The organism is Chryseobacterium sp. C2(2020) (assembly GCF_014218915.1).
In the GTDB taxonomy this organism is placed as follows: Bacteria; Bacteroidota; Bacteroidia; order Flavobacteriales; family Weeksellaceae; genus Chryseobacterium; species Chryseobacterium mucoviscidosis.
In genome coordinates, this window is the sequence record NZ_JACLCT010000012.1 from 1 (window position 1) to 24669 (window position 24669).

A 24669-nucleotide genomic window follows, 5' to 3' on the forward strand; every position below is an offset into this window, starting at 1 on the left:
CTGCTTTTAAACTTTCAATCTGATATTTTTAAAAACGGGGTAACAAGAATTGTCAACTTTTTATAAATAAACAAAATAAAAATTTGACAAAGTCAAATTCCCTGCGTCTTAAAAACAGTATTTTTGCAAAAAAAACTTTGCGCCTTAGCGAAAATCCAACCATAATGCACCTACAAATCAAACAAGCAAACATTGGCTATCATAAAACCTTAATTTCAAATGCAACAGCTCATCTGAAATTAGGCGAGGTCTGCCTTTTGATTGGAAATAATGGTGTCGGGAAAACTACTCTTATTAAATCTATTTTGCATCAGATCCCTGTTTTAAGCGGTGAAATTTTCATCAATAACAGGAATGTAAAAAATCTTTCCGTCAAGGAAATTGCAGAACAGATTGCTATTGTTTTCTCCAGTTCAGTAATTCCGCAGAATTATACGGTGGAAGATCTAATTTCGTTGGGGAAATACATTTATTATCCTTTTTATTTTGAGCTGAAAAAAGAAGACAGAGAAGAAGTTGCACATATTATTCAAGAACTCGATCTTGAGCAGTACAAAAACACGCTGCTTAAAAATCTGTCGGACGGAAATCTTCAGAAAGCATTTATCGGAAGAGCCATTACACAGAATGCTCCCATCATTATTCTGGATGAACCCACGACTCATCTGGATGAAAAAAATAAAATTATCATTCTCAAAACACTCCGGAAATTAGCAAAAGAGCAGAATAAATTAATCCTTTTTTCATCTCACGACTGGCGTCTTGCCAAAGAATTTGCAGACAAAATCTGGTATGTAAAAGATGGTAATCTATTCTCGGGAATTGTAGAAGACGTTCTGCTTCAGCATGATGAATTAATCAATCCTTCATTGTTTCAGATCAATGAAAAATTTGTGGCGCCAAAAATCATTGCTTCGGACGCTTACAAAGAAATGCTGTACTCTTTGCTGCAAAAAAACTTTCAAAAAGATCTTTCTTCTCTGAAATTTGAGTTTCGGGACAACTTTTGGAACATTAATAACGGTTTACAAAATTTCAAATGCGAATCTTTTGAAGAAATCGTTAATTTAGTGAAAACCATTCATTAATACCGCGTTTTCCTTATATAAACAATATACTATGCATGCATAGTATTATGCTTGTCATATAATTTAACTTTCTGATTTCCAATTATTTAACAAAATTTAACGTAAATAAATATTATGCATGCATAATATTTACTAAATTTGGATTATAACCATTCGGATAAAATGATGGATAACAATAAAGAAAAAATAGAAAACGTAGATCTTATTTTAAAACAGACATGGTTAGCTGTTTCTAAAATGTACACCGAATTAGCTCAGGAGCACGATTCAACGGCGGTTCAGGCGCTTACTCTTCTAAAAATTGATCCAAAAGAAGGTACAAGAAGTACAAATCTGGGTCCGAAAATGGCAATTGAACCTACTTCTCTTACAAGAATTATTAAACTACTGGAAGATAACGGATATATCTATAAGGAAAAAACAACAACCGATAAAAGAGAAGTCATTATAAAACTTACAGATAAAGGTCTGAACTCCAGAAATCTTTCCAAGGAAGTTGTGGTAAATTTCAACAAGAGAGTGATGGAAAAAATCTCTCCAGAAAAGCTTGATACCTTCAAGGAAGTGATGAGCGAGATTATGAAAATTGCAACAGACTTAAATAACAAAAAATAAAATCTCACGATGTCATTCTGACGAAGAACGAATCTATTCATATCATTTAGAATGACCAAACAAAAGAATTAATACAATTACAAATAATAAATCAAATGAAAAGAAGAATCAAACACGTTACAGTTCTTGGTTCAGGAATTATGGGAAGCGGTATTGCAGCGCACTTTGCCAATATTGGTGTAGAAGTTTCGTTGCTGGATATTGTTCCTTTTGAACTTTCTGAAGCTGAACAGAAAAAAGGTTTGACCAAAGAAGACAAAGCGGTAAGAAACAGAATCGCTTCGGAAAACTTTGAAAAACTCAAGAAAGCAAGTCCTGCACTACTCTATTCTCCGAAATTCGCAGACAGAATAAAGGTTGGAAACTTTGATGATGATTTACCAAAAATAAAAAATACAGACTGGATTATTGAGGTTGTGGTTGAAAGACTGGACATCAAAAAATCGGTTTATGAGAAAATTGAGCAGTTCAGAAAACCGGGAACGCTGATTTCTTCCAATACCTCCGGAATTCCTATTCATTTATTAACAGAAGGAAGAAGCGAGGATTTCAAACATTATTTTGCAGGAACACACTTCTTTAATCCTGTAAGATATCTTCCTCTTTTAGAGATCATTCCGACAAACGATACCGCTCCTGAAGTTATCGACTTCTACATGAATTACGGAGCAAAATTCTTAGGAAAAACAACCGTTTTAGCAAAAGACACCCCTGCATTTATTGCCAACAGAATCGGTGTTTTCTCTATGATGGATTTGCTTCACAATGTTCAGAAATTAGGGTTAACCGTTTCTGAAGTTGATAAATTAACAGGTCCGGTAATTGGGCGTCCAAAATCTGCCACATTCAGAACAGCGGATGTTGTAGGTCTTGATACATTGGTAATGGTGGCAAACGGTGTTCGCCAAAGCGGTGCTGAAGCCAATGACTTCAACAATGTTTTTGCTCTTCCGGATTACATCCAGAAAATGGTTGATAACAAATGGTTAGGATCCAAAACAGATGGAGGTTTCTATAAAAAAGTGAAAAATGCAGAAGGAAAATCTGAAATTCACGGATTAAATCTGGATACTTTAGAATACGAACTTCAGGGAAAATCTTCTTTTGCAACTTTAGAATTAACTAAAAATATCGACAAACCGATTGACAGATTTAAAGTGTTAATTGGCGGAAAAGATAAAGCGGGAGAATTGTACAGAAAATCTTTGGGTGCATTATTCGCTTACGTTTCTCACAAAGTTCCTGAGATTTCCGATGAGGTTTACAAAATCGACGATGCGATGAGAGCCGGTTTCGGCTGGGAAAACGGTCCGTTTGAAATCTGGGATGCTGTAGGCGTTCAAAAAGGTATCGAACTGGCAAAAGAAGCAGGTTATGAAGTTTCGGACTGGGTGAAAAATGTTGAGACTTTCTATAAAGTGAATGAAGAAGGACAAAGTATTTATGTGGACAAAAACTCAGGATCATACAATACCATTCCGGGACAGGATTCTTTTATTATTCTGGATAATATCAGAAAAAATAAAACGCTTTGGAGCAACTCCGGTTCTGCCATCGAAGATTTAGGCGACGGAATTATCAACTTTGAAATCCGTTCCAAAATGAATTCTTTAGGAGGGGAAGTTCTGGATGGCTTAAACAGAGCAATTGATTTAGCTGAAAAAGAATACGACGGATTGGTTGTTGGAAATCAGGGTACGAATTTCTCTGTCGGAGCGAATTTAGCGATGATTTTAATGATGGCTATCGAACAGGACTGGGATGATCTGAATATGGCAATTGCGTATTTCCAGAAATCAATGATGAGAGTTCGTTACTCCTCTATTCCTGTGGTGGTTGCTCCTCACGGAATGACACTTGGTGGAGGTTGCGAAATGACAATGCACGCCGACAGAGTGGTTGCCGCAGCAGAAACGTATATCGGATTGGTAGAAACCGGAGTGGGAGTAATTCCAGGCGGTGGAGGAACCAAGGAACTAACTTTAAGAACATCAAGAGAATTCCATAGCGATGACGTTAAAAACAACAGACTTCGTGAGGCTTTCATGAATATTGCGATGGGTAAAGTGGCAACTTCCGCTTATGAAGCCTACGATATGGGAATTTTGGAACATGGTAAAGATATTGTTTCCGTAGATAAGAGAACCCAAATCAAAACTGCGAAAATGCTGGCTAAAAGTTTAGCAGAACATGGTTATACACAGCCTATCGAACAGAAAGTAAAAGTTTTAGGTAAAGATGCTTTAGGAATGTTCTACGTAGGAACAGACCAGATGTTAACCGGAAATTATATTTCTGAGCACGATAAGAAAATTGCAGATAAGTTAGCCAACGTAATGGTAGGTGGAAATCTTTCTGAACCAACGGTTGTAACGGAGCAGTATCTATTGAATCTCGAAAGAGAAACGTTTTTACAGCTTTGCGGTGAAAGAAAAACACTGGAGAGAATTCAGTATATGTTACAGAATGGTAAACCGTTGAGAAATTAATAGGGAGCTCCGTAGGAGCGAACTGATAATAGCAGAATAATTTTAGAAAGACATTGAGCCTCGTAGAGGCGGCCTGTTAGTTTTATGGCAAACACATATACACAAATTTATATTCAAATTGTTTTTGCGGTTAAAGGAAGACAAAATCTGATTCCAAAAGAAAACAGAGAAGAATTACATAAATTTATTACAGATATTGTTTCCAACAGAAATCAAAAATTATTCGCAGTTTTTGCAATGCCGGATCATGTACACATTCTTGTAAGTATAAGTCCTACGATTACAATTTCAGATTTGGTAAGAGATATTAAAGCAGGTTCATCAAAATTGATTAATGAGAAAGGATGGATGAATGGAAAATTTAACTGGCAGGAAGGATACGGAGCTTTTTCCTACTCTAAAAGCAGTATAGATTCAGTTGTGAAATATATTTTAAACCAAGAAGAACATCATAAAAAGAAAACATTCAAAGAAGAATATCTGGATTTTATGGAAAAATTTGAAATTAAATATGATCCTGAATATTTATTTGAATGGATTGAAATTTAACAGGTCGCTCCTACGGAGCTCCGCAAAGCAAAAACAACAACTATTAACAGTTTACCTCTATGAGGCAAAAAATTCTCAAAAAAATTTAATTAAATAAAACATATGAAAACAGCATATATAGTAAAAGGGTTCAGAACTGCCGTTGGTAAAGCACCAAAAGGAAGTTTAAGATTCACAAGACCCGATGTAATGGCGGCAACCGTAATTGAAAAATTAATGGCTGAACTTCCGCAATTAGACAAAAACAGAATCGATGACCTTATCGTAGGAAATGCGATGCCGGAAGCTGAACAGGGCTTAAATGTGGCACGTCTGATTTCTTTAATGGGGCTTAACACTGACAAAGTTCCCGGAGTTACCGTAAACAGATACTGTGCATCAGGAAGTGAGGCGATTGCGATTGCTTCTGCAAAAATTCAGGCAGGAATGGCAGACTGCATTATTGCAGGAGGTACAGAATCCATGTCTTACATTCCGATGGGTGGTTACAAACCGGTTCCTGAAACTCAGATTGCCAAAACAAACCCTGATTATTATTGGGGAATGGGTTACACGGCGGAAGAAGTTGCCAAACAATATAAAATTACAAGAGAAGAACAGGATCAGTTTGCATTTGAATCTCACATGAAAGCTTTAAAAGCAAATCAGGAAGGAAAATTTAAAAATCAGATTGTTCCGATTCCTGTTGAATATAATTTCTTAGACGAAAACCAGAAAATACAGACTAAAAAGTTTGATTTTTCAGTAGATGAAGGTCCGAGAGCGGATACATCTTTAGAAGGTCTGGCTAAATTGAGACCAGTTTTTGCCAACGGAGGAAGTGTAACTGCCGGAAACTCATCCCAGATGAGCGACGGAGCTGCTTTCGTAATGGTCATGAGCGAAGAAATGGTGAAAGAATTGGGACTTGAACCTGAAGCAAGATTGGTTGCTTATGCCGCAGCAGGATTGGAACCAAGGATTATGGGAATGGGACCAATTTATGCAATCCCGAAAGCTTTAAAACAGGCAGGTCTGGAATTAAAAGATATTGAGCTTATCGAACTGAACGAAGCATTTGCCTCACAATCGGTTGCAATCAAAAAAGAACTGGGATTAAATCCGGATATTTTAAATGTAAACGGTGGTGCAATTGCTTTAGGTCATCCTCTTGGATGTACCGGAACAAAATTAACTGTTCAGCTTCTTGACGAAATGAGAAAACGCGGAAATAAATATGGCTTGGTTTCAATGTGCGTTGGAACAGGACAGGGAGCAGCTTCAATCTTTGAATTATTATAACTAAAAAAGAAAAAAAATCAAATATTAAATGGGAAATATAGTAAAAGGAGGAGAATTCTTAATTAAAGAAATTCCTGCAAACGAAATTTTCAGTCTTGAAGAACTGAATGAAGAACAAAAAATGCTTCGCGATTCTGCGAAAGAATTTATAGACAGAGAAGTAGTTCCGCAAAAAGAACGTTTCGAAAAAAAAGATTATGCATTTACCGAAGAAGTAATGCGTAAACTTGGAGAAATGGGACTATTGGGAATTGCTGTTCCTGAGAATTACGGAGGTCTTGGAATGGGATTCGTAACAACCATGCTTGCCTGCGATTACATTTCCGGAGTTACAGGTTCATTGGCAACAGCATATGGAGCGCATACCGGAATCGGAACACTTCCCATCGTTCTTTACGGAACAGAAGCTCAGAAACAAAAATATCTTCCGGATTTAGCGGCGGGAACAAAATTCGGAGCTTATTGTCTGACTGAACCGGATGCTGGTTCTGATGCCAATTCAGGGAAAACAAGAGCAAAATTGTCTGAAGACGGAAAACATTATATCATCAACGGACAAAAAATGTGGATTTCCAATGCAGGATTCGCCGATACTTTTACTTTGTTTGCCAAAATTGATGATGATAAAAACATCACAGGTTTCGTAATCAACCGTTCAGAATTAGAAAATCCTGAGAGTCTTACTTTTGGTGAAGAAGAACACAAATTGGGTATTCGTGCCTCTTCTACGCGTCAGGTTTTCTTTAATGACATGAAAATTCCTGTTGAAAACCTATTAGGAGAAAGAAACAACGGATTTAAAATCGCTTTAAACGCGCTGAATGTTGGCCGTATCAAATTAGCGGCGGCTTGTCTGGATGCGCAGAGAAGAATTTTAAACCACTCTATTCAATATTCTAACGAGAGAAAACAATTCGGAGTTTCTATTTCGACTTTCGGAGCGATCAGAAAGAAACTGGCTGAAATGGCAACCGGAGTTTTCGTAAGTGAAGCAGGATCTTACAGAGCAGCAAAAAATATTGAAGACAAAATCGAAGAACTTGTTGCAGGAGGACTGGATCATCAGGCTGCAGAACTGAAAGGAGTTGAAGAATTCGCTGTAGAATGTTCAATTCTTAAAGTTTTCGTTTCAGATTTATCTCAGCATTCCGCAGATGAAGGAATTCAGGTTTATGGAGGAATGGGATTCTCTGAAGATACTCCGATGGAAGCGGCGTGGAGAGATTCAAGAATCTCAAGAATTTATGAAGGAACCAATGAAATCAACAGATTATTAGCAGTTGGAATGCTTATCAAGAAAGCGATGAAAGGAGAATTGGATTTATTATCTCCGGCAATGGCAATCAGCAAAGAACTGATGGGAATTCCTTCATTCGAAGTTCCGGATTATTCAGCGTTTATGAGCGAAGAAAAAGCAATTATTGCGAATCTTAAAAAAGTATTCTTAATGGTTTCCGGAGCTGCGCTTCAGAAATATATGATGGATATTGAAAAACAACAGCATTTACTGTTAAACGCTTCAGAAATTCTTAACCAGATTTATATGGCAGAATCTGCAGTTTTAAGAGTTGAAAAACATTTCTCTCCTGATTCTGTGGAAGCAGCAATGGCTCAGTTAAACCTATACAAAGCAGTTGAAAAAATCATCGTTGCAGCAAAAGAAGGAATTGTTTCTTTTGCAGAAGGTGACGAGCAGAGAATGATGCTTTCCGGACTAAGAAGATTCACGAAGTATACCAATCATCCTAATGTGGTTGCACTAACAGAAAAAGTGGCAGCTCATTTTATTGAGAAAGGACACTATTAAAAATAGTTTGAATATAATAGAAAATCCCGAAATTACTTTCGGGATTTTTTTTATTAAAATTGTTTTTGTCCAATTTCGTTTATTTCGTTATAGTTTCCTTTAGGATCATCTCCATATTGATTTCTACCTTGTGTTCCTTCAGTCGCATACAACACTAAAAGCCATATTCCCCCGATAATTGGAATTAAGGAAATAAACAGGAACCACCCGCTTTTATCCACATCATGCAATCTCCTTACAGAAACAGCCAACCCCGGAAGAAAAGTTACCAGTGCATACAATAAATAAAGGTATCCATAAGGAATTTCAGGTGTAAATTTCAAACCAAGAATATTATCTAATACCGCAGCAATAACTGCAAAAATCAGATTAAATAAAAGATACATCCAATATTCAGTTCTTCTTGCTCTTCCGTTAAAATCAGCGTACTGTTTTAATACTTTTAAGTACCATTTCATAGTTATAATTTTTTTGTTGTTTTCAAAAGTAATGATTTTTCAATTAAAATTTTTCAGATGTAATAAAAAAGAAAATTCAATTGTCTTTGAAATATTACATTTAACCTTTTTTTAAATTCAATTATTTTTTATACTTTTAACGTAAATACAAAAAATGAGAATAACATTATTAGCCATTCTGCTGTTTTCAGCTTCACTTTCAGCACAGCAAAAAATCAGAAAACCTTTAATTCCGAGAACAGATTCTGTCGGGATTTATAAAATGGATTCCAAGACAATTCAACCGCCGCAGAAATCGGATCAAAGAAACTTGTATAAAATGCCTTCTGCAAAACCGAAAGAAGGAACAGCGTATTCTGGTCTTAAAAACAACAAAACAGATCATCACGATTATAAAATGCTGAATTCTATTGCTCCGGAAGCACCAAAAAAAGAGGAGAAAGAACTTCCTTCAACATCCAAATAAACAAATTTTAAAAAATTATTATACACATGGGAAAATTTATTATTTCTACAAGAAAAAACGGTGAGTTTCAATTTAATTTAAAGGCGGCAAACGGACAGGTAATTCTTTCCAGCGAAGGTTACAGTTCTAAAGCCGGATGCCAGAATGGTATTGAGTCGGTAAGAAAAAACTCTCAGGACGACTCTAAATTTGAAAGACTTACCGCAAAAGACGATCGTTTTTATTTTAATCTGAAAGCTACCAACGGGCAGGTTATCGGAAGCAGCCAGATGTATGAATCTGACAACGGCATGGAAAAAGGCATTGAATCTGTAAAAAACAATGCGCCAAACGCCTCCGTGGAAGAAGAACTCGATTAAAAAAGATATCCTAAAATAATTTTTGTAAAATGTCTCATAGTTTTGAGGCATTTTTTATTTTTGTAATCTACTTTACAAAAAATGACAAAAGAAGAAATGCTCCACCGGGCAATAAAAATAGCCGATAAGGCACATAAAGGACAAACCGACAAATATCACGCTCCATACATTGCACACGTTATGCGGGTAATGGAATACGGAAAAACAATGGACGAAAAAATTGTAGGCGTTTTACATGATGTTGTTGAAGATCATCCTCAGGAATTCAGCCTTGATTATTTAAGAGATCAGGGATTTCCGGAATATATTATTTTTGCGATAAGCTGTCTCACAAAATTTGATCCTGATGAAGATTATGATGATTTCGTAAGAAGAACCGAACGTTCTCCTCTTGCGGTTGCCGTAAAATTAAACGATCTGCGCGATAATATGGATCTGAGAAGGGTAAACCGGGAACTTACCCCAAAAGACATTAAAAGATTTAATAAATACCTGAAAGCTTATCATTATCTAATAGAAAAATATTAAAAGAAAACAGCCTTTTCCTTAAATGACATTAATTTAGGGAAGGCTCTGTATTTTAAAATCTTAATCCGCTCCTGGATATTCAAATGTTTTAACAGGATGTTTGGTTCCGTCGATATTGATGTTTAATGCAACATACAGGAAATGAAAATTCTGGTTTGAAGAAGCATTGAATTCTCTCTGCCAAAGATATCCTGCAACAACTCCCACACTATTATCGATCTGATAACCACCGCCAACATACACTCTGTTTCTTGCAAAAGTCGGTTTCATCGGACTTACAAAGAAAACCTCATCGTATGCATTGGCAAAAACAGTTCCTTTCTTTACTTCTTTTGCATTAAGAGGAACACTTACATTCAGACGGTAACGGTAACGCATTCTTTCAGAATTTTTGTCAGACTGAGGCTCGTAAAACCATGATTTTTCTGCACGGATTCTGTTTTCAAACTTTACAATTCCTTTTTTAAAATCGATCACGTCCTGTAACCATACCCGGAACTCTTCTTTGTTGATAGAACGATCTTTATAAGTCGCATATCTTCCCAACCCGATAAAAGGTTTATGATTTTTGGTAAGATTATACCCCAATCCTCCTTTAATTTCGTAGTAATCGGGGTATGTATATTCTTCAATTCCTCGTGACTGTCCTTCCAGATAAAGGAAAAATTTAGGATGAAATTTATAAGTGATGGTGAGTGCGTTGAAGCTGGAAATATGTTCCTGTGCTTTAAAAAATGTAACGCCTAAAAGTAAACTCAAACTCACAAATAGTTTCATCTAAAAAATTTTTGCAAATGTAAATGAATTAACAATTTCGTAATATTAACTTTAATTCATCATTAATTAACATTTAATTAATATTAATATTGTAGGAAAAGCCAATATGGAACCATCTTTGCGGCATCTGTACACCAAAAGTTTCTGTATATGAAGTATTTGTTAAATTATTGATCAAAACGTACACTGAAAAATCTTTTTTGGCAAAACTCAGTTTTTCATCCAGAAGATTGTAGCTTCCGTTATTCAGTCTTTCGTTGTAACGGTAAACTACTTCATTGGTAAAGTTTTTCAGGAATTTTGTTTCCAGCTTTGCAATAAACTGATGTCTTAAATTATCCAGAACATATCTTGCCACAAAATTATCAGACTGATTCGCTTTGTTATCCAGATAAGTATAGCCGACCGTATATTTCAGCCATTCAGTTAATCTGTGATTCAGTTCTGCTTCTATTCCTTTTAAAGTGGTATCTCCTATATTCTGTGCATACCAGACTGCATCATTCGGTTTAATTTTTGTCCAGTCGATCGCATTTCCGGAATCCCGAAGAAATCCGCTCACTTTTGCCAGAATATTTTTTGTCTGATATTGGTATCCTACTTCTGCATAAACTGCGCTTTCAGGTTTCAGATTCGGATTTCCAACTTCCGTTTTGCTTACATAATACAGATCTGTAAAGGTGGGAACCCGGTGAACTTTTGCAATATTTCCGTAAATCTTATTGTTTGGGTTAAAGCTAAATCCTACATCCAGACCTGGATAGAAAAAGTTTCCTTCCTTAGAGTAATTTGCCCAGGAAATTCCCGGAGTAATGTTTAGTTTTTTATCTAATAAAGCAAAATGGTGCTCAAAGAAAACCTGTGAAACAAAACGGTTTCTTTCTCCTAAATTGTTACTTACCAGAAATTCTTTCCTTAGTTCTACTCCTATTCCTGTTGTTCCAAATCCCCATTCGTAAGTAGAATTAACTTCTCCTCCTACATTGTTCCCGATGTGCATGTTTCGGTAAATTTCAGGCTTTTGTCTGTTGAAAAGATACATATCCTGCCCTCTTCTCCAGTAGACATTTGAACTGAGTTTCATCTTGCCAAATCTTTGCTGATGGGCTAAACTTACAATTGAAGCCTGCGTCTCTTCATACTGTTCCGTAGCTGCTTTCGATGCATAAAAACCGTTTGCTCCGAATTTCTTCTCAGAAAAACCGGCCTGAAGTCTGATATCACCATCTTTTATATTCAGTTTACTCTGATAAAATACATTTCTGATCTCATAATCTGTATTGTACATATATCCTTCTGAACTTGCAGAATTAGCCTGTAAAGAATTGGAAAATTTTTCATTTCCAAGCTGTGCGTTCAGACCAAAACCATACGTTTCATAATCTCCGCCTTCTGCACTTATTTTTACTCTTTTTCCGGGATTCGTTTTGGTGATCACATTAATTACTCCGGCATAGGCGTTCTGTCCGAATCGTCTTGCTGCAGGACCTTTAATTACTTCAATTCTTTCGACATCATCAAGATCTACTGGAAGATTCATGGAGTTATGCCCGGTTTGAGAATCATTCATTCTGATTCCGTTAAGAAGAAGCAGAACCTGCTCAAAAGAACTTCCCCGAAAACCGATATCACTCTGTACTCCATTGGCTCCTCTCCTTCTGATATCCATTCCCGGAACCTGCTGAAGAATTTCATCGATGCTTTTTGCAGGAGAATTGATAATTTCTTCTCTTGTAATGATGGTAATATTCTGGTTTGCCGTTTTGTAAGGGGTTGAAATAAGTTTTCCCTGAACCTCAATTGTTTCAATATCGGTAGATTTTTCCTGTGCGTGCGTAAAGCAGAAAGTTCCTACAAGAAAAACAGGAAGTATTCTTTTAATCATAATCAGTTTTATTCTCAGTTAGTTTCGTGAGCGCAAAAGTACTGGAGATCATGAAGAAAGACAAATGATAGTTGTCATAAAAAAAAGATGCGACTGAAAAATCGCATCTTGGGAAGTAATTTCGTTATCTTTTTCTCATTAAATGTGTAATAAGATCTCTGAACAGCTTTCTCATTTCTATATTACATATTTATTGGTACAATTTTAACAAATTTTAAAATAAAAAACAATACTTTGAACTTAAAAATACTTAAAAAATTCACCAGACTGTTAAATACTTATTACGGTGGTTATTAGCTTAGGTAAGTATATACAATTCTACACTATGTGACTTTATTATTTCTTTTTAAAGATTCCTTTTATACTCTTATCAAAGTCTGTACATTCTGAAATATATTTCGCTTTGATAACTTTTACATCATGTACTGATATTATTTTCTCTGTATCAACCTTTAAGTCCGGATGATTTTCTTTTATATCTGCTATATCAAAATAGAGACTTCCTTTATCGGTTATATTTTTAACATTTTTGTGTTTTAATTGTTTTGGTGTCATTTTTTTAGTTATTAGATATTATCGGCTATATTAAATTAAAACTTTTTTATCACATAGCTTTAGCCATTAACTACAAAAATGAAAAAAATTATATTATTAATTTATGATTCAAATATATATTATTATTTATTACTCAAATAATTAAATATTTAAACTAAAAAACAATATAACGTAGTAAATAAATTAGTTTTTATCCTTAACTAAATCTTTATATTTCGTCCTCACTTCACTGTTTGTAAGAAAATACCTGAATTTATCACCATCTGATATTTCCCTCAAATTAAATTTATATACGAATTCGTCTACATACTTCTGAAGATGCTTTTTAGAAACATGGTTATAAGTTCCGTTCAGAGAATTTTTTAAAATTTTCCACGAACCTTCAATAGTATTGGTATGAATACTACTGTCTGCAGAATTTACATATTCTTTTTTAGAGTGATCCACTATTTTATGATCGTACGTCTTACATAATCCGCTATAACCCCACCATTCATCACTGATTAGTCTGGTATTTTCAGGAATTATAAATTTATAAATCAGGGGCTGAATACTCAGTTTCTTGGTATCATCTACTACAAAAGCATTCATTTTGCCTCCTCTCTGCAACATTCCCATTACCGGCACTTTGTCTTTATAATTTCTTCCCTGCGAATTTTTTACTTTTTTATTTTTATGTCTGTTTTTATTTTTTCCACCGATAAAAGTTTCATCACACTCTACAGTTCCTTCCAATTCATTATGATTTTCAATTCCAAAGCAGGCGCGTATTCTTTGCAGCATAAACCAGGCTGTTTTTTGGGTGACGTCTATATCCTTTGCAAGCTGTAGAGAACTTATTCCTTTTTTGTGGGAAGTTATCAGCCAGATCGCCAGAAACCACTTCTGTAAGCTAATTTTAGAATTTTCAAACATAGAGCCGGTTTTGGCATTGAAATATTTTCCTGTATTTTTACATTTATATCGATTTTTACTGCATTTATATACTTGAGATTCAGAATCGAAAGGACTCTCTACTATTCCTCCCCATCTCATCTGTTCAAGATAATCGATACATTTTTCCTCCGTTGAAAAAGTCTGGAGCAATTCAAGTACAGACTTTATATTAGTGTTTATCATGGTATAGTAAATATTAAGTTTACATTATGAAAGATGCAATCTGTTTAATAATGGTTCACTCATAAGAGAAAAATTAACATATTTTTATGGTTTTCCCTTTGTCGTGTAAAAACGTAAGTAATTACCAAAAATTATATCGGCCTGTAATCCACCAAAAATTCGTAATTTTGTTAGTCTTAATTTTACTATGGCTCATACAACAGATATAGATATTAAAAAACAGATTTTCGTTAAGAATGCACATCTTAATAATCTGAAACACATAGATGTTCTTATCCCGAAAAACAAACTCATTGTTATTACAGGAGTTTCCGGAAGCGGAAAATCTTCATTAGCGTTTGATACCATTTACGCGGAAGGACAGCGAAGATATGTAGAGAGCTTAAGCTCTTACGCACGTCAGTTTTTAGGAAAATTAGAAAAACCTAAAGTTGACGATATCAAAGGTTTGGCACCTTCTATTGCCATTCAGCAGAAAGTAATTTCTTCAAATCCCAGATCTACGGTAGGAACTTCTACGGAGATCTACGATTACATGAAGCTTCTTTTTGCAAGAATCGGGAAAACCTATTCTCCAGTTTCAGGCGAAGAGGTAAAAAAAGATTCGGTTTCCGATGTCGTGGATTTTATTAAATCTTCAAAAAAAGAAACTTCCTTTTTATTAACAGCTCCTTATGATTACGATGCCGCAAATTTTGGAGAAAATTTAAATGTTCTGAAATTGGCAGGTTTTACAAGGCTCGAAATTAATGGGAATGTTGCAGGAATCGAAGATCTGGAAAGTTTTGGCTTTACCCCAGAAAAAGGAATGGAAATTAATCTGGTAATAGACCGCTTTACTTACGAGGAAGATGAAAGTTTTCTTCAGCGTTTGGCAGATTCTATTCAGATGGCTTTCTATGAAGGTCGCGGATATTGTTCATTAAAAAATGTTGATACCGGAAAAGTAAAAGAGTTTTCAAACAAATTTGAACTTGACGGAATCGAATTTTTAGAGCCGAATGTCCATTTTTTCAGTTTTAACAATCCTTACGGAGCATGTCCGACTTGTGAAGGATACGGAAAAGTGATCGGAATTGATGAAGATCTTGTAATTCCCAACAAAACATTGTCCGTTTTCGAAGATGCGGTTGCTTCATGGAAAGGAGAAAGCATGAGCGAATGGAAAAAAGATTTCATTAAAAAAGCAAAAGACTTCCCGATTCATAAGCCGTATCATCAGTTAACCAAAGAACAGAAAAAGTACCTTTGGAAAGGAGACGGAAAAAGCACGTTCCCATCGATTGACAATTTCTTCAAAATGCTTGAGGAAAACCTGTATAAAATTCAATATCGTGTTATGCTTTCACGTTATCGCGGAAAAACACTCTGCCCGACTTGCGAAGGTTTGCGACTGCGTGAAGAAACAAGCTGGGTGAAAATCGACGGACACAATATCCAATCGATGATCGAGCTTCCTCTGGATGAGCTTTTTCCTTTAATTAAAAGCTTAAAATTATCCGAACACGATCAGGAAGTTGCCAAAAGACTTTTATATGAAATCACCACCCGACTTGAGTTTTTATTAAAAGTCGGTTTAGGATATTTAACCTTAAATAGAACATCCAACACGCTTTCCGGCGGAGAAAGTCAGAGAATAAATTTAGCAACAAGTCTGGGAAGTTCTTTGGTGGGTTCCATTTATATTCTGGATGAACCTTCCATCGGACTGCATTCTAGAGATACGGAAAACCTGATTGAAGTTTTGCAGAATCTCCGTGATCTTGGCAACACCGTAATCGTTGTGGAACATGACGAAGACGTGATGAAAGGAGCGGATTATATTATTGATATTGGTCCGGAAGCAGGTTATCTTGGCGGAGAATTGGTTTTCGCAGGAGATTACAAAGAGCTGAAAGATGCAGATACATTAACTTCAAAATATCTTACGGGAAGACTGGAAATTGAAGTTCCCAAAAAGCGGAGAAAAGGTAAAGAATGGATTCACATAAAAGGAGCAAGACAAAATAATCTTAAGAATATTGATGTAGATGTCCCTCTGGAAAATCTTGTTGTAATTTCGGGAGTTTCAGGAAGCGGAAAATCAACTTTAATGAAGGAGATTCTTACCAATGACATCCAGATTCAGCTTGGAATGGGCGGTAAAAAAGGAGATTATGATTCTGTTGAATTTCCCAAAAAACTGATCCAGCATATTGAACTCATCGATCAGAATCCTATCGGAAAGTCTTCAAGATCCAATCCTGTAACGTATCTGAAAGCATACGACGACATCCGAGATCTTTTTGCTAAGCAGAAAATCGCAAAAATGATGGGTTATAAACCGAAACATTTTTCCTTCAACGTAGATGGCGGAAGATGCGATGAATGTAAAGGAGAAGGCGTTATCAATGTTTCCATGCAGTTTATGGCAGATATTGAACTGGAGTGTGAAGTCTGCAAAGGAACCCGTTTCAAAAGTGAAATTCTCGAGGTTAAATATGATGAAAAAAATATCTCGGATATCCTTCATATGACCGTAGATGAGGCTTTGGAATTTTTCAAAGATAATAAGGAAGAAAAGATCGCAACCAAATTAAAACCTTTACAGGATGTAGGTTTGGGATATTTGCAGTTAGGACAGAGCTCTTCTACCCTTTCCGGCGGTGAAGCACAGCGTGTAAAACTGGCATCCTTCCTTGTGAAAGGGGTCACAACAGATAAGACGTTATTTATTTTTGACGAACCTTCAACGGGACTTCATTTCCATGATATTCAGAAATTACTGAAGTCTTTACAGGCTTTGATTGATCTTGGACATTCTGTGATTGTGATTGAACATCAACCCGATATCATTAAATCTGCAGATTACATCATCGACATCGGTCCTGAAGCCGGAAAACACGGCGGTGAGGTTGTCTTCACCGGAACTCCCGAAGAACTGGCAAAAAATAAGAAATCCCATACAGCACGATATATTAAAGAAAAGCTGGAAAACTAAAAAACAGAGAGTAATCTTTACTCTCTGTTTTATATTTTTAAACTTGTTAAAGTAAAACGTTCGAAAACTCTATGGAGTTTTATCTGTGTAAAAATAATATTAGGAGGACGTTTGCGTTCCGTAGGAACGCTATCTTTAGAACATTTTTTTAAACCTACGGATTGATTGATTGATAGACTTATTCCTGTTTCTACACAGATTCTGCTCTTAAAGTAGCAAAACTCTTTTAATTTAAATAACTTCACTGATTTAACTTTACCATGAAATATAATTCCGTCTTTTTATTTTTAATTGCTCTGGTAATCATGAGCTGTTCAACGAAAAAAAATGCAAATCTGAACAGCAGTTACCCTGTAAAATTAGATACTCTGACAATGTTTGATAAATCGAGAAACCGCAAAATTCCGGTTGCTTATTTCAGTCCCAAAACCTCAGAGAAAATTTCAAAACAACAGATCGTCATTTTCAGTCACGGTTATGGTGCCAATACAGGGGGAGATTATTTAAAGTATTCCTACTTAACAAAGAATCTGGCTTCAAAAGGATATTTTGTGGTAAGCATTCAGCATGAGCTTCCGACAGATCAGCTTATTCCTTCAGAGGGAAAACCTCAAATCGTAAGAATGCCTTTCTGGGAACGCGGTACAGAAAATATTTTATTTGTTCTGAATGAACTAAAAAAAACGAAAACTGAGCTTGATTATAAACATCTTACTTTAATCGGACATTCAAACGGCGGAGATATGACGGCTCTTTTCGCCAATAATTATCCCAATTTTGTGTATAAAATCATTACCCTGGATAACCGGAGAATGTATTTGCCCAAAACTTTGATTCCGAAAATTTATACTTTACGCTCAAACGACTATCCTGCCGATGAAGGCGTTTTGCCGACAATGGAAGAGCAAAAAAAATTCCATATCACTGTTCAGTCAACAACTATTAATCATGGAAAAATGGATGATAAAGCAAATGATCAGGAAAAAGCAACTTTAAATCTTTTTATCGAACAATTTTTGCGTGAAAAATAACCTTGAGATTTATTAACACAAAGATAACACACAGTTGTAAATTTTAACATTAAGTGTATTGTTTGGCATAAAATTTATTCCTACATTTACTATGAAATACAACTGAAGTGGAAACATATTTTGCTTTTTTCAACTCTGAAATCGCAATTAAATTTATAAAAATTTAAGCACAGCATTGTCGGCTGTGCTTTTTTATTGTTGTCTAATTAAAAAAATGAGATGTATTTATCTACTGGATCTGCTCCTAAAGAGCAGATTCTTTTATTTGTAATCTGGTTTTCATAAACACCATAAAAATAAAAAACCGGAAATTCATTGAATTTCCGGTTGTTAAAAAAACTTGCTAAATATTAATGAAATTAATTACGATTTCAGGATCCAGATTGAACCGTTTTTGGTGGTAAGCTTTTCAAGCGTTCCTTTGTCGGAAAGCTCATTTAATAATCTTTCGCTTTCTTTTCTCGGCGTTCCCGATAATTCTGAAAACTCTTTTGCGGTAAGCGAATTATATTTTTCAAAAAGACTTTCCCAGTTTTTGGAGTATTTAGATTTCTTGGTGTCAGAATTTACTCTCAGAACAGCAGTTTCGTAGAATGCGTAAGGTTTTGAGCCGTAAACAATCTCTCTTTTTCCTGCATCATTGGTAAAAAACATGGTAGGAAAACCGCGAACCCCCATTTCTCTTGCCAGTTTCAGATCTTCCTGGAAAAGATCTTTTCCTCTTCCTTCAAAGTCTTTTTTCAACTGATCTGTATTTAATCCTACTTTTTGGGCAGCTGTTGTAATATGTTCCCATTTTGCAATATTTTTCTTCTTTAAAAACACCATTTCACGAAGTTCTCTCATGAAATCCAGTGCTTTTTCCCTGTCCTGCATTTGTGCCGCTTTAAAGGCGATAGAAGGCGGATAAGAAGAATCCAACGGATCCTGTAACCAGATATCTCCGTCGATCGGCATATCGTAATACAAACTTACTTCATCCCAATGATGTGCTACGTCCGAAGGTTTGCTTATTCCTCCGCTGTTATAGCTCCAGTCCGGAAGAAGACCTCCCATTCTGTATTCTATATCTACATTATCTCCGTATTCCAGTTTTAGTTTTCTGAGTTGAGGTTCAATTCCCCAGCAAGAAGAACAGATAGGGTCTGTAAAATAAATAACTTTTACAGATTTTTCGTCAGTTTTTACATCAATATTCCCAATATCAAATTTCTCTCCGGGAACTTCACAAACTCCTGTTGCCGGATCGCATAATAGCGGATTTGCAGATCTGTTTTCCATTTTTTTACTTTTATCACTTTGTCCGTTACAACTGCTTAAAGCCGCCGTGAGGAACACAAATGTTAGTATTTTATTATTTATCATTTTTTGTGATGATAAAGGTTTCACACTTTTTAATGTTACCACAAATCTAATATTTAATCATCATACTTTTGTAATTGATTTCCTTTTAGAAACTGGTTTCCTCGAGGAAACTACCTTACTGTTTTTTTATTACCTTTACAGGAATATAATTTATTTTAAAATCATGAAAAAAGAAGCTAACCTGAACATCACTCCTATCTGCAAAAACCGTATGAATGCCATCAAAGATTCAATGGAAATTTTATCGGGAAAATGGAAGTTTCATATTCTGGGAACTTTAATGCAGAGTGAAAAAATGCGTTTTATGGATCTTTTAAGAGAAATTGACGGTATTGCTGCCAAAATGCTTTCAAAAGAGCTTCAGGATATGGAAATCAATCATCTGATCAAGCGTACTGTTTTAGACACAAAACCTGTAACTGTGGAATATGAAATCACAGAATACGGAAAAACCATTGAGCCGATTATTGATGAGATTGCCAAATGGGGAATTGAATACCGAAAGTCTCTTTATCAAAAAACCGACAAATAGATTTTGCCGGTTGAAAAAACAAAAATTGATATGGATATGATTGATATGTGTTTTAGTACTTTACTTTTTTATTGAAACAAATTTATATTTATTTAGACTTAATAAAAATAATATTTGAATGACATTTGTCACTTTAAAGAAATTTGCAATCAAAAAAGTCTAAAAGGAATTTAGGCGTTGGAAATTAAATCATTTTAACTTCGGGAAAGCTGATCTAATTTTTTAAGTAATGTCGGAATTCTGAAATTTCCGTGCATCTGCTCAACTTTTTGTTTTATTTCATCTACATCTGCTCCTTTTGCAGTGACGAATAAAGGTGTTTTACTTTCTCCGCGATAAACTGTTCTTCTCCGTGAATCTGGTGTATTAAAACCGTTCTTTGCAATTCCGACCACCGTAAATTTTTGGTCTAAAGCTTCGTAAAGATGCCCTCCAAGTCCTATTTTTCCTTCTTCATCCAAAGTTACGTAGCCATCAATAATGATAACATCGCCTTGCTGAAGTTGAATTTTATTTAAAAGACTGAGAATACAGGGTAATTCTCTTTTGTAAAAAGCTCCGCTTTCGTAATCGGAAGTAATTGATGTTTTTTCTGTAAAAATTTCTGCTTCCTGTTTAGAATTCCAATCCTGAAAGGCTAAACAGACTGTATGGGCATAATCGTCGTAATAATAGGTATCGAAAGCGTAGATCATTCTTCGTTTGTGGTTGATTAATTGCTTTTAAATGAAAGTAATGTAATTTTTCTCTTAGTTACAATTGATTAAAAAAATTCTCCGAAATGCCACAAAATTCCGCAAGGATCATGAACAAAACATTCTTTTCCCCAATCCATCGTTCTCACAGGCAAAATTCTTACTTTTTCATACTTTTCTGTGAGATTTAAACTGATGAGTTCCTGATAAAATTCGTCTGTATTTTCAACTTCTACAAAAAGCATGGTGTTATCAATCCAGTCTTTTACATAGGCATCCTGAAGATAAAAAGCAGTCTCATTCCATTTAAACAGAGATATTTTAGCATCCAGAACCACCTCTTCAAAACCGAGATCACGGTAAAAACTCCTGCTGGTTTCAAAGTTTTCAGAGCCTATAAAAGGACGCATTGATTTTATATTCTGTTTCATATTATCTGTTTTTCCAGTGATTATAAGTCATTTCAAATTTTATTTCATACTTTCCGTGAACTCCGTTTTCTGTCCATCCTGATTTTCTGTAGAATATCTCCGCTCTTGTACTTGGAGAAGTGCTCAGCCAGATTTTCTCGTCCGTCTGACCAAAATACCAATTCAGCATGGTGTCGTGAAGTTTTCTCCCGATTCCTTGATTCTCAAATTCCGGATGAACAAAAAGCGCCCAGATGCTTTTCTCTTTCATATCTACAATTCCAAATCCCAAAATTCTGTCGTTATCTTCACAAACCCAGCCTTTTCCTCTGTTAAAGAGAAAATTCTCACAATCCTGATCTGTAACAAGACTCGGATCAGATAACGTGTTTTCTTTAACTGAATTTCTTACGATTTGAATCTGTGGAATATCTTTCCACTCAGCTTCACGGATTTTCATGTAAATTTTAATTTAACTAAAAAGGCAAACCGCTGATCTGCTAATTTGCCTTTTGTTCTGTATTTCTTGGTTCAATTATTTCTTATCAACAACGATTCTTTCTGCTCTGTTGGCGATTTCCCAAGCGGTTGTGAAAACTAACTGGGTTCTTTTTGCCAGCAGATTATAATCTATTTTCTCTACATCATCCGTTGGTTTGTGGTAATCTTCGTGGATGCCATCAAAGAAAAAGGCTACCGGAACATTATTTTTAGCGAAATTATAGTGATCTGATCTGTAATACAGTCTTTCGGTATCATTCGGATCGTCATACTTATAATTTAACTCAAGATTGTTGGTCTTTTTATTCGCAGCTTCGTTGATAACCTTTAACTGAGAACTTAACATTTCAGAACCAATAACGTAAACATACTGTTTTCCTCTGTTTTCAGGATCATCACGACCGATCATATCGATATTCAAATCAACCACGGTATTGGCTAAAGGAAAAACCGGATTATCCGTGTAAAATTCAGAACCAAATAAACCATGTTCCTCTCCCGTTACGTGAAGGAATAAAATAGATCTTTTCGGACCGTTTCCTGCTTTTTTAGCTGCCTGAAAAGCTTTTGCAATCTCCATTACCGCAACCGTTCCGCTTCCGTCGTCGTCTGCTCCGTTGTAAACCACTCCGTTTCTCGTTCCCACGTGATCGTAATGACCGGAGATCACCACAATTTCTTCTGGTTTTTCAGATCCTTCGATAAAGGCTAAAATATTTTCGGAGTCAGGAAGATTTCCGCCACCTCTTTTCTTCATAAAATCTGCCGGAACCTTTTGGTAGTAAGATCCTAAAGCTTTGGGATAAGAAATTCCCAAGCCTTTATAGTAATTCACCATGTATTCTCCTGCTCTTTTCTGTCCCGGACTTCCCGTATCTCTTCCCTCCATTTCATCGGAAGCAATAACGTATAAGTTTTTCTTTAGATCTTCTGCTTTAATTTCCTTATAGGCAGATAGAAAAGCTTTATCACCTTTGGATGAAGATGAAGTCTGGGCTGCTCCTGCATCGGCTGCATTTTTTGCCGTTCCGCAGCTTACCAGTACAGCAAGTGAAAATAGTGGAATGAATAATTTTCTCATTATGGAATAATTTGCCTAAAAATAACAAAAAATATTTAATCTTTTACGGATTGCTATTTTTCTTATATTTGAAATAAATGCAAAAAGCATGAAGAATATCTACGGATTCAATCATTACTCTTTTTTTACCGAAATGTCTGAACTGGCTGTGAAAAACAACAGCTTTGATCTTTCTTTGGGTTTACCGGATTTTGATATTGATTACCGTCTGAGAGAATACCTTAAAGAAGCTGCTGATCTCAATATTCATCATTATGAGCCACTTGCAGGAAATCCTCTGTTGATAGAAAATGTAATCCGTTTTAATTTCAACAGAAAAAACAGCATAAGATTGCACCAAAATGAAGTGACAATCGTTCCCTGTGCAACCTTTGCTTTATATACTTCCCTTAAATCTATTCTGAATCAAGGAGATGAAGTTATCGTTATACAGCCTTCTTATTACACTTATGGCCCTTCTATTTTCCTGAATGGAGGAATTCCTGTTTATTATGATCTTGATAATGATTTTTCGGTAAATTGGGAAAAACTGAAAAATTGTATTTCTGAAAAAACAAAAGCCATCATTGTAAATTCTCCACAAAATCCAACCGGAAAAATATGGTCTGAAAGCGACTGGAATCAATTATACAGCATTATTAAACATCAGGAAATTTATCTGATTTCGGAAGAGATTTACGATACGTATTGTTTTGACGGAAAGGAACATTACAGTTCGTTTCTTCATCCTGAACTGAAAAAAAGAACTTTCTGTATTTTTTCTTTTGGAAAAATGTTTCATTCTACCGGATGGAAAGTCGGCTATCTTTTAGCACCTGAAGAATTAACGGCAAAATTCCGCTGTCATCAGCAATACATTTCTTATAGCGCAAATGCGCCGTGTCAGTACGCAATAGCCAAATATCTGGAAGTTTTTGATGCTTCGGAAAATCATACTGTAATGCAAAAAAAGCGTGATCTTTTTAATGAACTGATTCAAGAAACACGTTTTATTGTGGAACAAAAAGCAGAAGGTGCCGTTTTTCAAATCGTGAATTTCAGAACCGTTTCGAAAACAATGACGGATGTAGAATTCTCAAAATGGCTGACCATCGAAAAGAAAGTATCATGTCTGCCTTTATCCGCATTTTACAATTCCAGACAGAATTCAGATTATATCCGTTTCAGTTTTGCTAAAAATGATGATCTGATTATTAATGCGCTTGAGTATTTAAAAAAGAATCTTTGATTTTAAAAGAAATATGAATATTGGATTAATAAATAAGCGCAACAATTAACTTGCTGCGCTTATTTTATTAGTCTAAAACATTATTCATTTTTTTAAAGCCCTGCTTAAAATCTTTTTGCCTTTCATTTGTCATTTGCTTACCTAATACTTGATAATAACTACCAGCAGGATCGTTTCTTAATTCGTTTCTTTTATCCATATATTTCTGATAACTTGTATCAACATAACTTTTGATTGGTTGAATAGGTAGATTCGACTTTTTTAAAGAGAGCATAGTAAACCTAAAATATTCTTTATCATCATATACATCAACCACAAGACCAGGAAGATTTTTAAAAACGTATGGTCCTTCTGTAATGGGAATACTTTCTGCAAACCATGCAATTACATTTTTATCACCATATTTTCCTTCTGCCTTTTTACATAAAATACCGTTTATATTTTTTGTTTCAGATAATATTTTCCAATTTACTTTGTAAAGAGGTTCAAATCTGTAGACAGTTCCTACAATCTTTGAATAGATATATATCTTATCGCTTTTTTTGTAGGTTTCTCGAAAATAACTGTAACGTGGAGCTGTTGAAAGATTTATAATAGCTTTTCCCTCGCCTGCAGCTTTATGACTATTTTCTAATAAATTCCAAGCAATAGAATCTGATTTTTTTTTTGCATCACTTTTAAATAGAGAAGTATCATTTCCAATTAGCAAAGATATTCTTTCTTCTACAGTCGTATTTGACACATCAGTTGTATCAATAACAAATTTCATGTTATATTTAACCTCTAAATCAGAAAGTTCACTTTTTTGAGCATAAACTATCGAAGAACTTAATAGAACTAATAAAATACGAATAATTTTCTGCATTTAAT

Annotated in this window: 24 protein-coding genes; 13 read left to right on the forward strand and 11 right to left on the reverse strand. The window is 35.2% G+C overall.

The genetic code is table 11. The features are described 5' to 3' along the window. Nucleotides 1-164 precede the first annotated feature (164 nt). From H6W52_RS08700 to H6W52_RS08725, 6 genes are all read left to right on the forward strand, one after another. Nucleotides 165-1088, forward strand: a complete 924-nt coding sequence (locus tag H6W52_RS08700) for an ABC transporter ATP-binding protein (RefSeq protein WP_116100072.1) — start codon at nucleotides 165-167, stop codon at nucleotides 1086-1088. Between the two features lie 165 nt (nucleotides 1089-1253). After that, on the forward strand, nucleotides 1254-1703 hold the full coding sequence (locus H6W52_RS08705; RefSeq protein WP_076390553.1) for a MarR family winged helix-turn-helix transcriptional regulator: 450 nt from the start codon (nucleotides 1254-1256) through the stop codon (nucleotides 1701-1703). A gap of 95 nt (nucleotides 1704-1798) precedes the next feature. Continuing rightward, the gene (locus H6W52_RS08710) at nucleotides 1799-4192 is read left to right on the forward strand and encodes a 3-hydroxyacyl-CoA dehydrogenase/enoyl-CoA hydratase family protein (RefSeq protein ID WP_116100073.1); all 2394 of its coding nucleotides are present in this window, start codon (nucleotides 1799-1801) and stop codon (nucleotides 4190-4192) included. 84 nt (nucleotides 4193-4276) lie between these two features. After that, nucleotides 4277-4741: an IS200/IS605 family transposase gene (tnpA, locus tag H6W52_RS08715; RefSeq protein WP_116100074.1), complete on the forward strand. Its 465-nt coding sequence runs from the start codon at nucleotides 4277-4279 to the stop codon at nucleotides 4739-4741. Between the two features lie 102 nt (nucleotides 4742-4843). Further along, nucleotides 4844-6022 carry an acetyl-CoA C-acyltransferase gene (locus tag H6W52_RS08720; protein WP_116100075.1) on the forward strand — a complete coding sequence of 393 codons (1179 nt, stop codon included), beginning with the start codon at nucleotides 4844-4846 and terminating at the stop codon, nucleotides 6020-6022. A 28-nt stretch (nucleotides 6023-6050) separates the two neighbouring features. Then, entirely contained in the window at nucleotides 6051-7829 is a 1779-nt protein-coding gene (locus H6W52_RS08725; protein WP_087710017.1) for an acyl-CoA dehydrogenase family protein, read from the forward strand. A 53-nt stretch (nucleotides 7830-7882) separates the two neighbouring features. Here the strand turns inward: H6W52_RS08725 and H6W52_RS08730 are convergent, their stop codons facing one another. Further along, on the reverse strand, nucleotides 7883-8287 hold the full coding sequence (locus H6W52_RS08730) for a DUF805 domain-containing protein (protein WP_087710015.1): 405 nt from the start codon (nucleotides 8285-8287) through the stop codon (nucleotides 7883-7885). A gap of 154 nt (nucleotides 8288-8441) precedes the next feature. On the opposite strand from H6W52_RS08730, the gene H6W52_RS08735 reads away from it, so the two are divergent. The 3 genes from H6W52_RS08735 (at nucleotide 8442) to H6W52_RS08745 (ending at nucleotide 9640) form a co-directional block, all read left to right on the forward strand. Further along, complete coding sequence (locus H6W52_RS08735) at nucleotides 8442-8753, forward strand: hypothetical protein (protein WP_116100076.1); 312 nt, start codon at nucleotides 8442-8444, stop codon at nucleotides 8751-8753. 26 nt (nucleotides 8754-8779) lie between these two features. Then, nucleotides 8780-9112 (forward strand): YegP family protein, encoded by a 333-nt coding sequence (locus tag H6W52_RS08740; protein WP_076390318.1) that lies wholly within the window; start codon nucleotides 8780-8782, stop codon nucleotides 9110-9112. Between the two features lie 81 nt (nucleotides 9113-9193). Further along, the gene (locus H6W52_RS08745; protein ID WP_084196341.1) at nucleotides 9194-9640 is read left to right on the forward strand and encodes a phosphohydrolase; all 447 of its coding nucleotides are present in this window, start codon (nucleotides 9194-9196) and stop codon (nucleotides 9638-9640) included. 60 nt (nucleotides 9641-9700) lie between these two features. Here the strand turns inward: H6W52_RS08745 and H6W52_RS08750 are convergent, their stop codons facing one another. From H6W52_RS08750 to H6W52_RS08765, 4 genes are all read right to left on the reverse strand, one after another. Beyond that, entirely contained in the window at nucleotides 9701-10417 is a 717-nt protein-coding gene (locus H6W52_RS08750) for a DUF2490 domain-containing protein (RefSeq protein ID WP_116100077.1), read from the reverse strand. 73 nt (nucleotides 10418-10490) lie between these two features. Further along, on the reverse strand, nucleotides 10491-12302 hold the full coding sequence (locus tag H6W52_RS08755; RefSeq protein ID WP_116100078.1) for a TonB-dependent receptor plug domain-containing protein: 1812 nt from the start codon (nucleotides 12300-12302) through the stop codon (nucleotides 10491-10493). Between the two features lie 336 nt (nucleotides 12303-12638). Beyond that, on the reverse strand, nucleotides 12639-12857 hold the full coding sequence (locus H6W52_RS08760) for a hypothetical protein (RefSeq protein WP_116100079.1): 219 nt from the start codon (nucleotides 12855-12857) through the stop codon (nucleotides 12639-12641). Between the two features lie 183 nt (nucleotides 12858-13040). Then, on the reverse strand, nucleotides 13041-13976 hold the full coding sequence (locus H6W52_RS08765) for an IS1595 family transposase (RefSeq protein WP_116099715.1): 936 nt from the start codon (nucleotides 13974-13976) through the stop codon (nucleotides 13041-13043). Nucleotides 13977-14163: 187 nt separating this feature from the next. Here H6W52_RS08765 and uvrA point away from each other — a divergent pair, with 187 nt between their 5' ends. After that, nucleotides 14164-16956, forward strand: coding sequence for an excinuclease ABC subunit UvrA (gene uvrA, locus H6W52_RS08770; RefSeq protein WP_116099716.1), 2793 nt, complete (start codon nucleotides 14164-14166; stop codon nucleotides 16954-16956). Nucleotides 16957-17216: 260 nt separating this feature from the next. Continuing rightward, nucleotides 17217-17987 (forward strand): alpha/beta hydrolase family protein, encoded by a 771-nt coding sequence (locus tag H6W52_RS08775; RefSeq protein WP_116099717.1) that lies wholly within the window; start codon nucleotides 17217-17219, stop codon nucleotides 17985-17987. Between the two features lie 363 nt (nucleotides 17988-18350). Here H6W52_RS08775 and H6W52_RS08780 read toward each other — a convergent pair whose 3' ends face one another. Continuing rightward, complete coding sequence (locus H6W52_RS08780) at nucleotides 18351-19268, reverse strand: ClpXP adapter SpxH family protein (protein WP_116099718.1); 918 nt, start codon at nucleotides 19266-19268, stop codon at nucleotides 18351-18353. A 247-nt stretch (nucleotides 19269-19515) separates the two neighbouring features. On the opposite strand from H6W52_RS08780, the gene H6W52_RS08785 reads away from it, so the two are divergent. Further along, nucleotides 19516-19884 carry a winged helix-turn-helix transcriptional regulator gene (locus tag H6W52_RS08785; RefSeq protein WP_076390327.1) on the forward strand — a complete coding sequence of 123 codons (369 nt, stop codon included), beginning with the start codon at nucleotides 19516-19518 and terminating at the stop codon, nucleotides 19882-19884. Nucleotides 19885-20078: 194 nt separating this feature from the next. Here H6W52_RS08785 and H6W52_RS08790 read toward each other — a convergent pair whose 3' ends face one another. The 4 genes from H6W52_RS08790 to H6W52_RS08805 all read right to left on the reverse strand — a co-directional run bounded on the left by H6W52_RS08790 (nucleotide 20079) and on the right by H6W52_RS08805 (nucleotide 22571). Continuing rightward, nucleotides 20079-20579, reverse strand: a complete 501-nt coding sequence (locus H6W52_RS08790; RefSeq protein WP_116099719.1) for an endonuclease V — start codon at nucleotides 20577-20579, stop codon at nucleotides 20079-20081. A 68-nt stretch (nucleotides 20580-20647) separates the two neighbouring features. After that, nucleotides 20648-21010, reverse strand: coding sequence for a glyoxalase (locus H6W52_RS08795; RefSeq protein WP_116099720.1), 363 nt, complete (start codon nucleotides 21008-21010; stop codon nucleotides 20648-20650). A 1-nt stretch (nucleotide 21011) separates the two neighbouring features. Then, complete coding sequence (locus H6W52_RS08800; protein ID WP_116099721.1) at nucleotides 21012-21449, reverse strand: GNAT family N-acetyltransferase; 438 nt, start codon at nucleotides 21447-21449, stop codon at nucleotides 21012-21014. A gap of 75 nt (nucleotides 21450-21524) precedes the next feature. After that, the gene (locus H6W52_RS08805; protein WP_116099722.1) at nucleotides 21525-22571 is read right to left on the reverse strand and encodes a M28 family metallopeptidase; all 1047 of its coding nucleotides are present in this window, start codon (nucleotides 22569-22571) and stop codon (nucleotides 21525-21527) included. A gap of 88 nt (nucleotides 22572-22659) precedes the next feature. Here H6W52_RS08805 and H6W52_RS08810 point away from each other — a divergent pair, with 88 nt between their 5' ends. Further along, nucleotides 22660-23799, forward strand: a complete 1140-nt coding sequence (locus H6W52_RS08810) for an aminotransferase class I/II-fold pyridoxal phosphate-dependent enzyme (protein WP_185216645.1) — start codon at nucleotides 22660-22662, stop codon at nucleotides 23797-23799. A 67-nt stretch (nucleotides 23800-23866) separates the two neighbouring features. On the opposite strand, the gene H6W52_RS08815 is transcribed toward H6W52_RS08810, so the two are convergent. Beyond that, complete coding sequence (locus tag H6W52_RS08815) at nucleotides 23867-24664, reverse strand: GLPGLI family protein (RefSeq protein WP_116099724.1); 798 nt, start codon at nucleotides 24662-24664, stop codon at nucleotides 23867-23869. Between the last annotated feature and the right edge of the window lie 5 nt (nucleotides 24665-24669).

Coding starts and splice junctions, on each gene's coding strand:
- H6W52_RS08755 (WP_116100078.1), bottom strand. CDS start 12,302: ATGATTAAAAGAATACTTCCTGTTTTTCTTGTAGGAACTTTCTGCTTT.
- H6W52_RS08740 (WP_076390318.1), top strand. CDS start 8,780: ATGGGAAAATTTATTATTTCTACAAGAAAAAACGGTGAGTTTCAATTT.
- H6W52_RS08750 (WP_116100077.1), bottom strand. CDS start 10,417: ATGAAACTATTTGTGAGTTTGAGTTTACTTTTAGGCGTTACATTTTTT.
- H6W52_RS08800 (WP_116099721.1), bottom strand. CDS start 21,449: ATGAAAATCCGTGAAGCTGAGTGGAAAGATATTCCACAGATTCAAATC.
- H6W52_RS08760 (WP_116100079.1), bottom strand. CDS start 12,857: ATGACACCAAAACAATTAAAACACAAAAATGTTAAAAATATAACCGAT.
- H6W52_RS08785 (WP_076390327.1), top strand. CDS start 19,516: ATGAAAAAAGAAGCTAACCTGAACATCACTCCTATCTGCAAAAACCGT.
- H6W52_RS08725 (WP_087710017.1), top strand. CDS start 6,051: ATGGGAAATATAGTAAAAGGAGGAGAATTCTTAATTAAAGAAATTCCT.
- H6W52_RS08810 (WP_185216645.1), top strand. CDS start 22,660: ATGAAGAATATCTACGGATTCAATCATTACTCTTTTTTTACCGAAATG.
- H6W52_RS08745 (WP_084196341.1), top strand. CDS start 9,194: ATGACAAAAGAAGAAATGCTCCACCGGGCAATAAAAATAGCCGATAAG.
- H6W52_RS08805 (WP_116099722.1), bottom strand. CDS start 22,571: ATGAGAAAATTATTCATTCCACTATTTTCACTTGCTGTACTGGTAAGC.
- H6W52_RS08815 (WP_116099724.1), bottom strand. CDS start 24,664: ATGCAGAAAATTATTCGTATTTTATTAGTTCTATTAAGTTCTTCGATA.
- H6W52_RS08730 (WP_087710015.1), bottom strand. CDS start 8,287: ATGAAATGGTACTTAAAAGTATTAAAACAGTACGCTGATTTTAACGGA.
- tnpA (WP_116100074.1), top strand. CDS start 4,277: ATGGCAAACACATATACACAAATTTATATTCAAATTGTTTTTGCGGTT.
- H6W52_RS08700 (WP_116100072.1), top strand. CDS start 165: ATGCACCTACAAATCAAACAAGCAAACATTGGCTATCATAAAACCTTA.
- H6W52_RS08765 (WP_116099715.1), bottom strand. CDS start 13,976: ATGATAAACACTAATATAAAGTCTGTACTTGAATTGCTCCAGACTTTT.
- H6W52_RS08710 (WP_116100073.1), top strand. CDS start 1,799: ATGAAAAGAAGAATCAAACACGTTACAGTTCTTGGTTCAGGAATTATG.
- H6W52_RS08790 (WP_116099719.1), bottom strand. CDS start 20,579: ATGATCTACGCTTTCGATACCTATTATTACGACGATTATGCCCATACA.
- uvrA (WP_116099716.1), top strand. CDS start 14,164: ATGGCTCATACAACAGATATAGATATTAAAAAACAGATTTTCGTTAAG.
- H6W52_RS08720 (WP_116100075.1), top strand. CDS start 4,844: ATGAAAACAGCATATATAGTAAAAGGGTTCAGAACTGCCGTTGGTAAA.
- H6W52_RS08775 (WP_116099717.1), top strand. CDS start 17,217: ATGAAATATAATTCCGTCTTTTTATTTTTAATTGCTCTGGTAATCATG.
- H6W52_RS08705 (WP_076390553.1), top strand. CDS start 1,254: ATGGATAACAATAAAGAAAAAATAGAAAACGTAGATCTTATTTTAAAA.
- H6W52_RS08735 (WP_116100076.1), top strand. CDS start 8,442: ATGAGAATAACATTATTAGCCATTCTGCTGTTTTCAGCTTCACTTTCA.
- H6W52_RS08780 (WP_116099718.1), bottom strand. CDS start 19,268: ATGGAAAACAGATCTGCAAATCCGCTATTATGCGATCCGGCAACAGGA.
- H6W52_RS08795 (WP_116099720.1), bottom strand. CDS start 21,010: ATGAAACAGAATATAAAATCAATGCGTCCTTTTATAGGCTCTGAAAAC.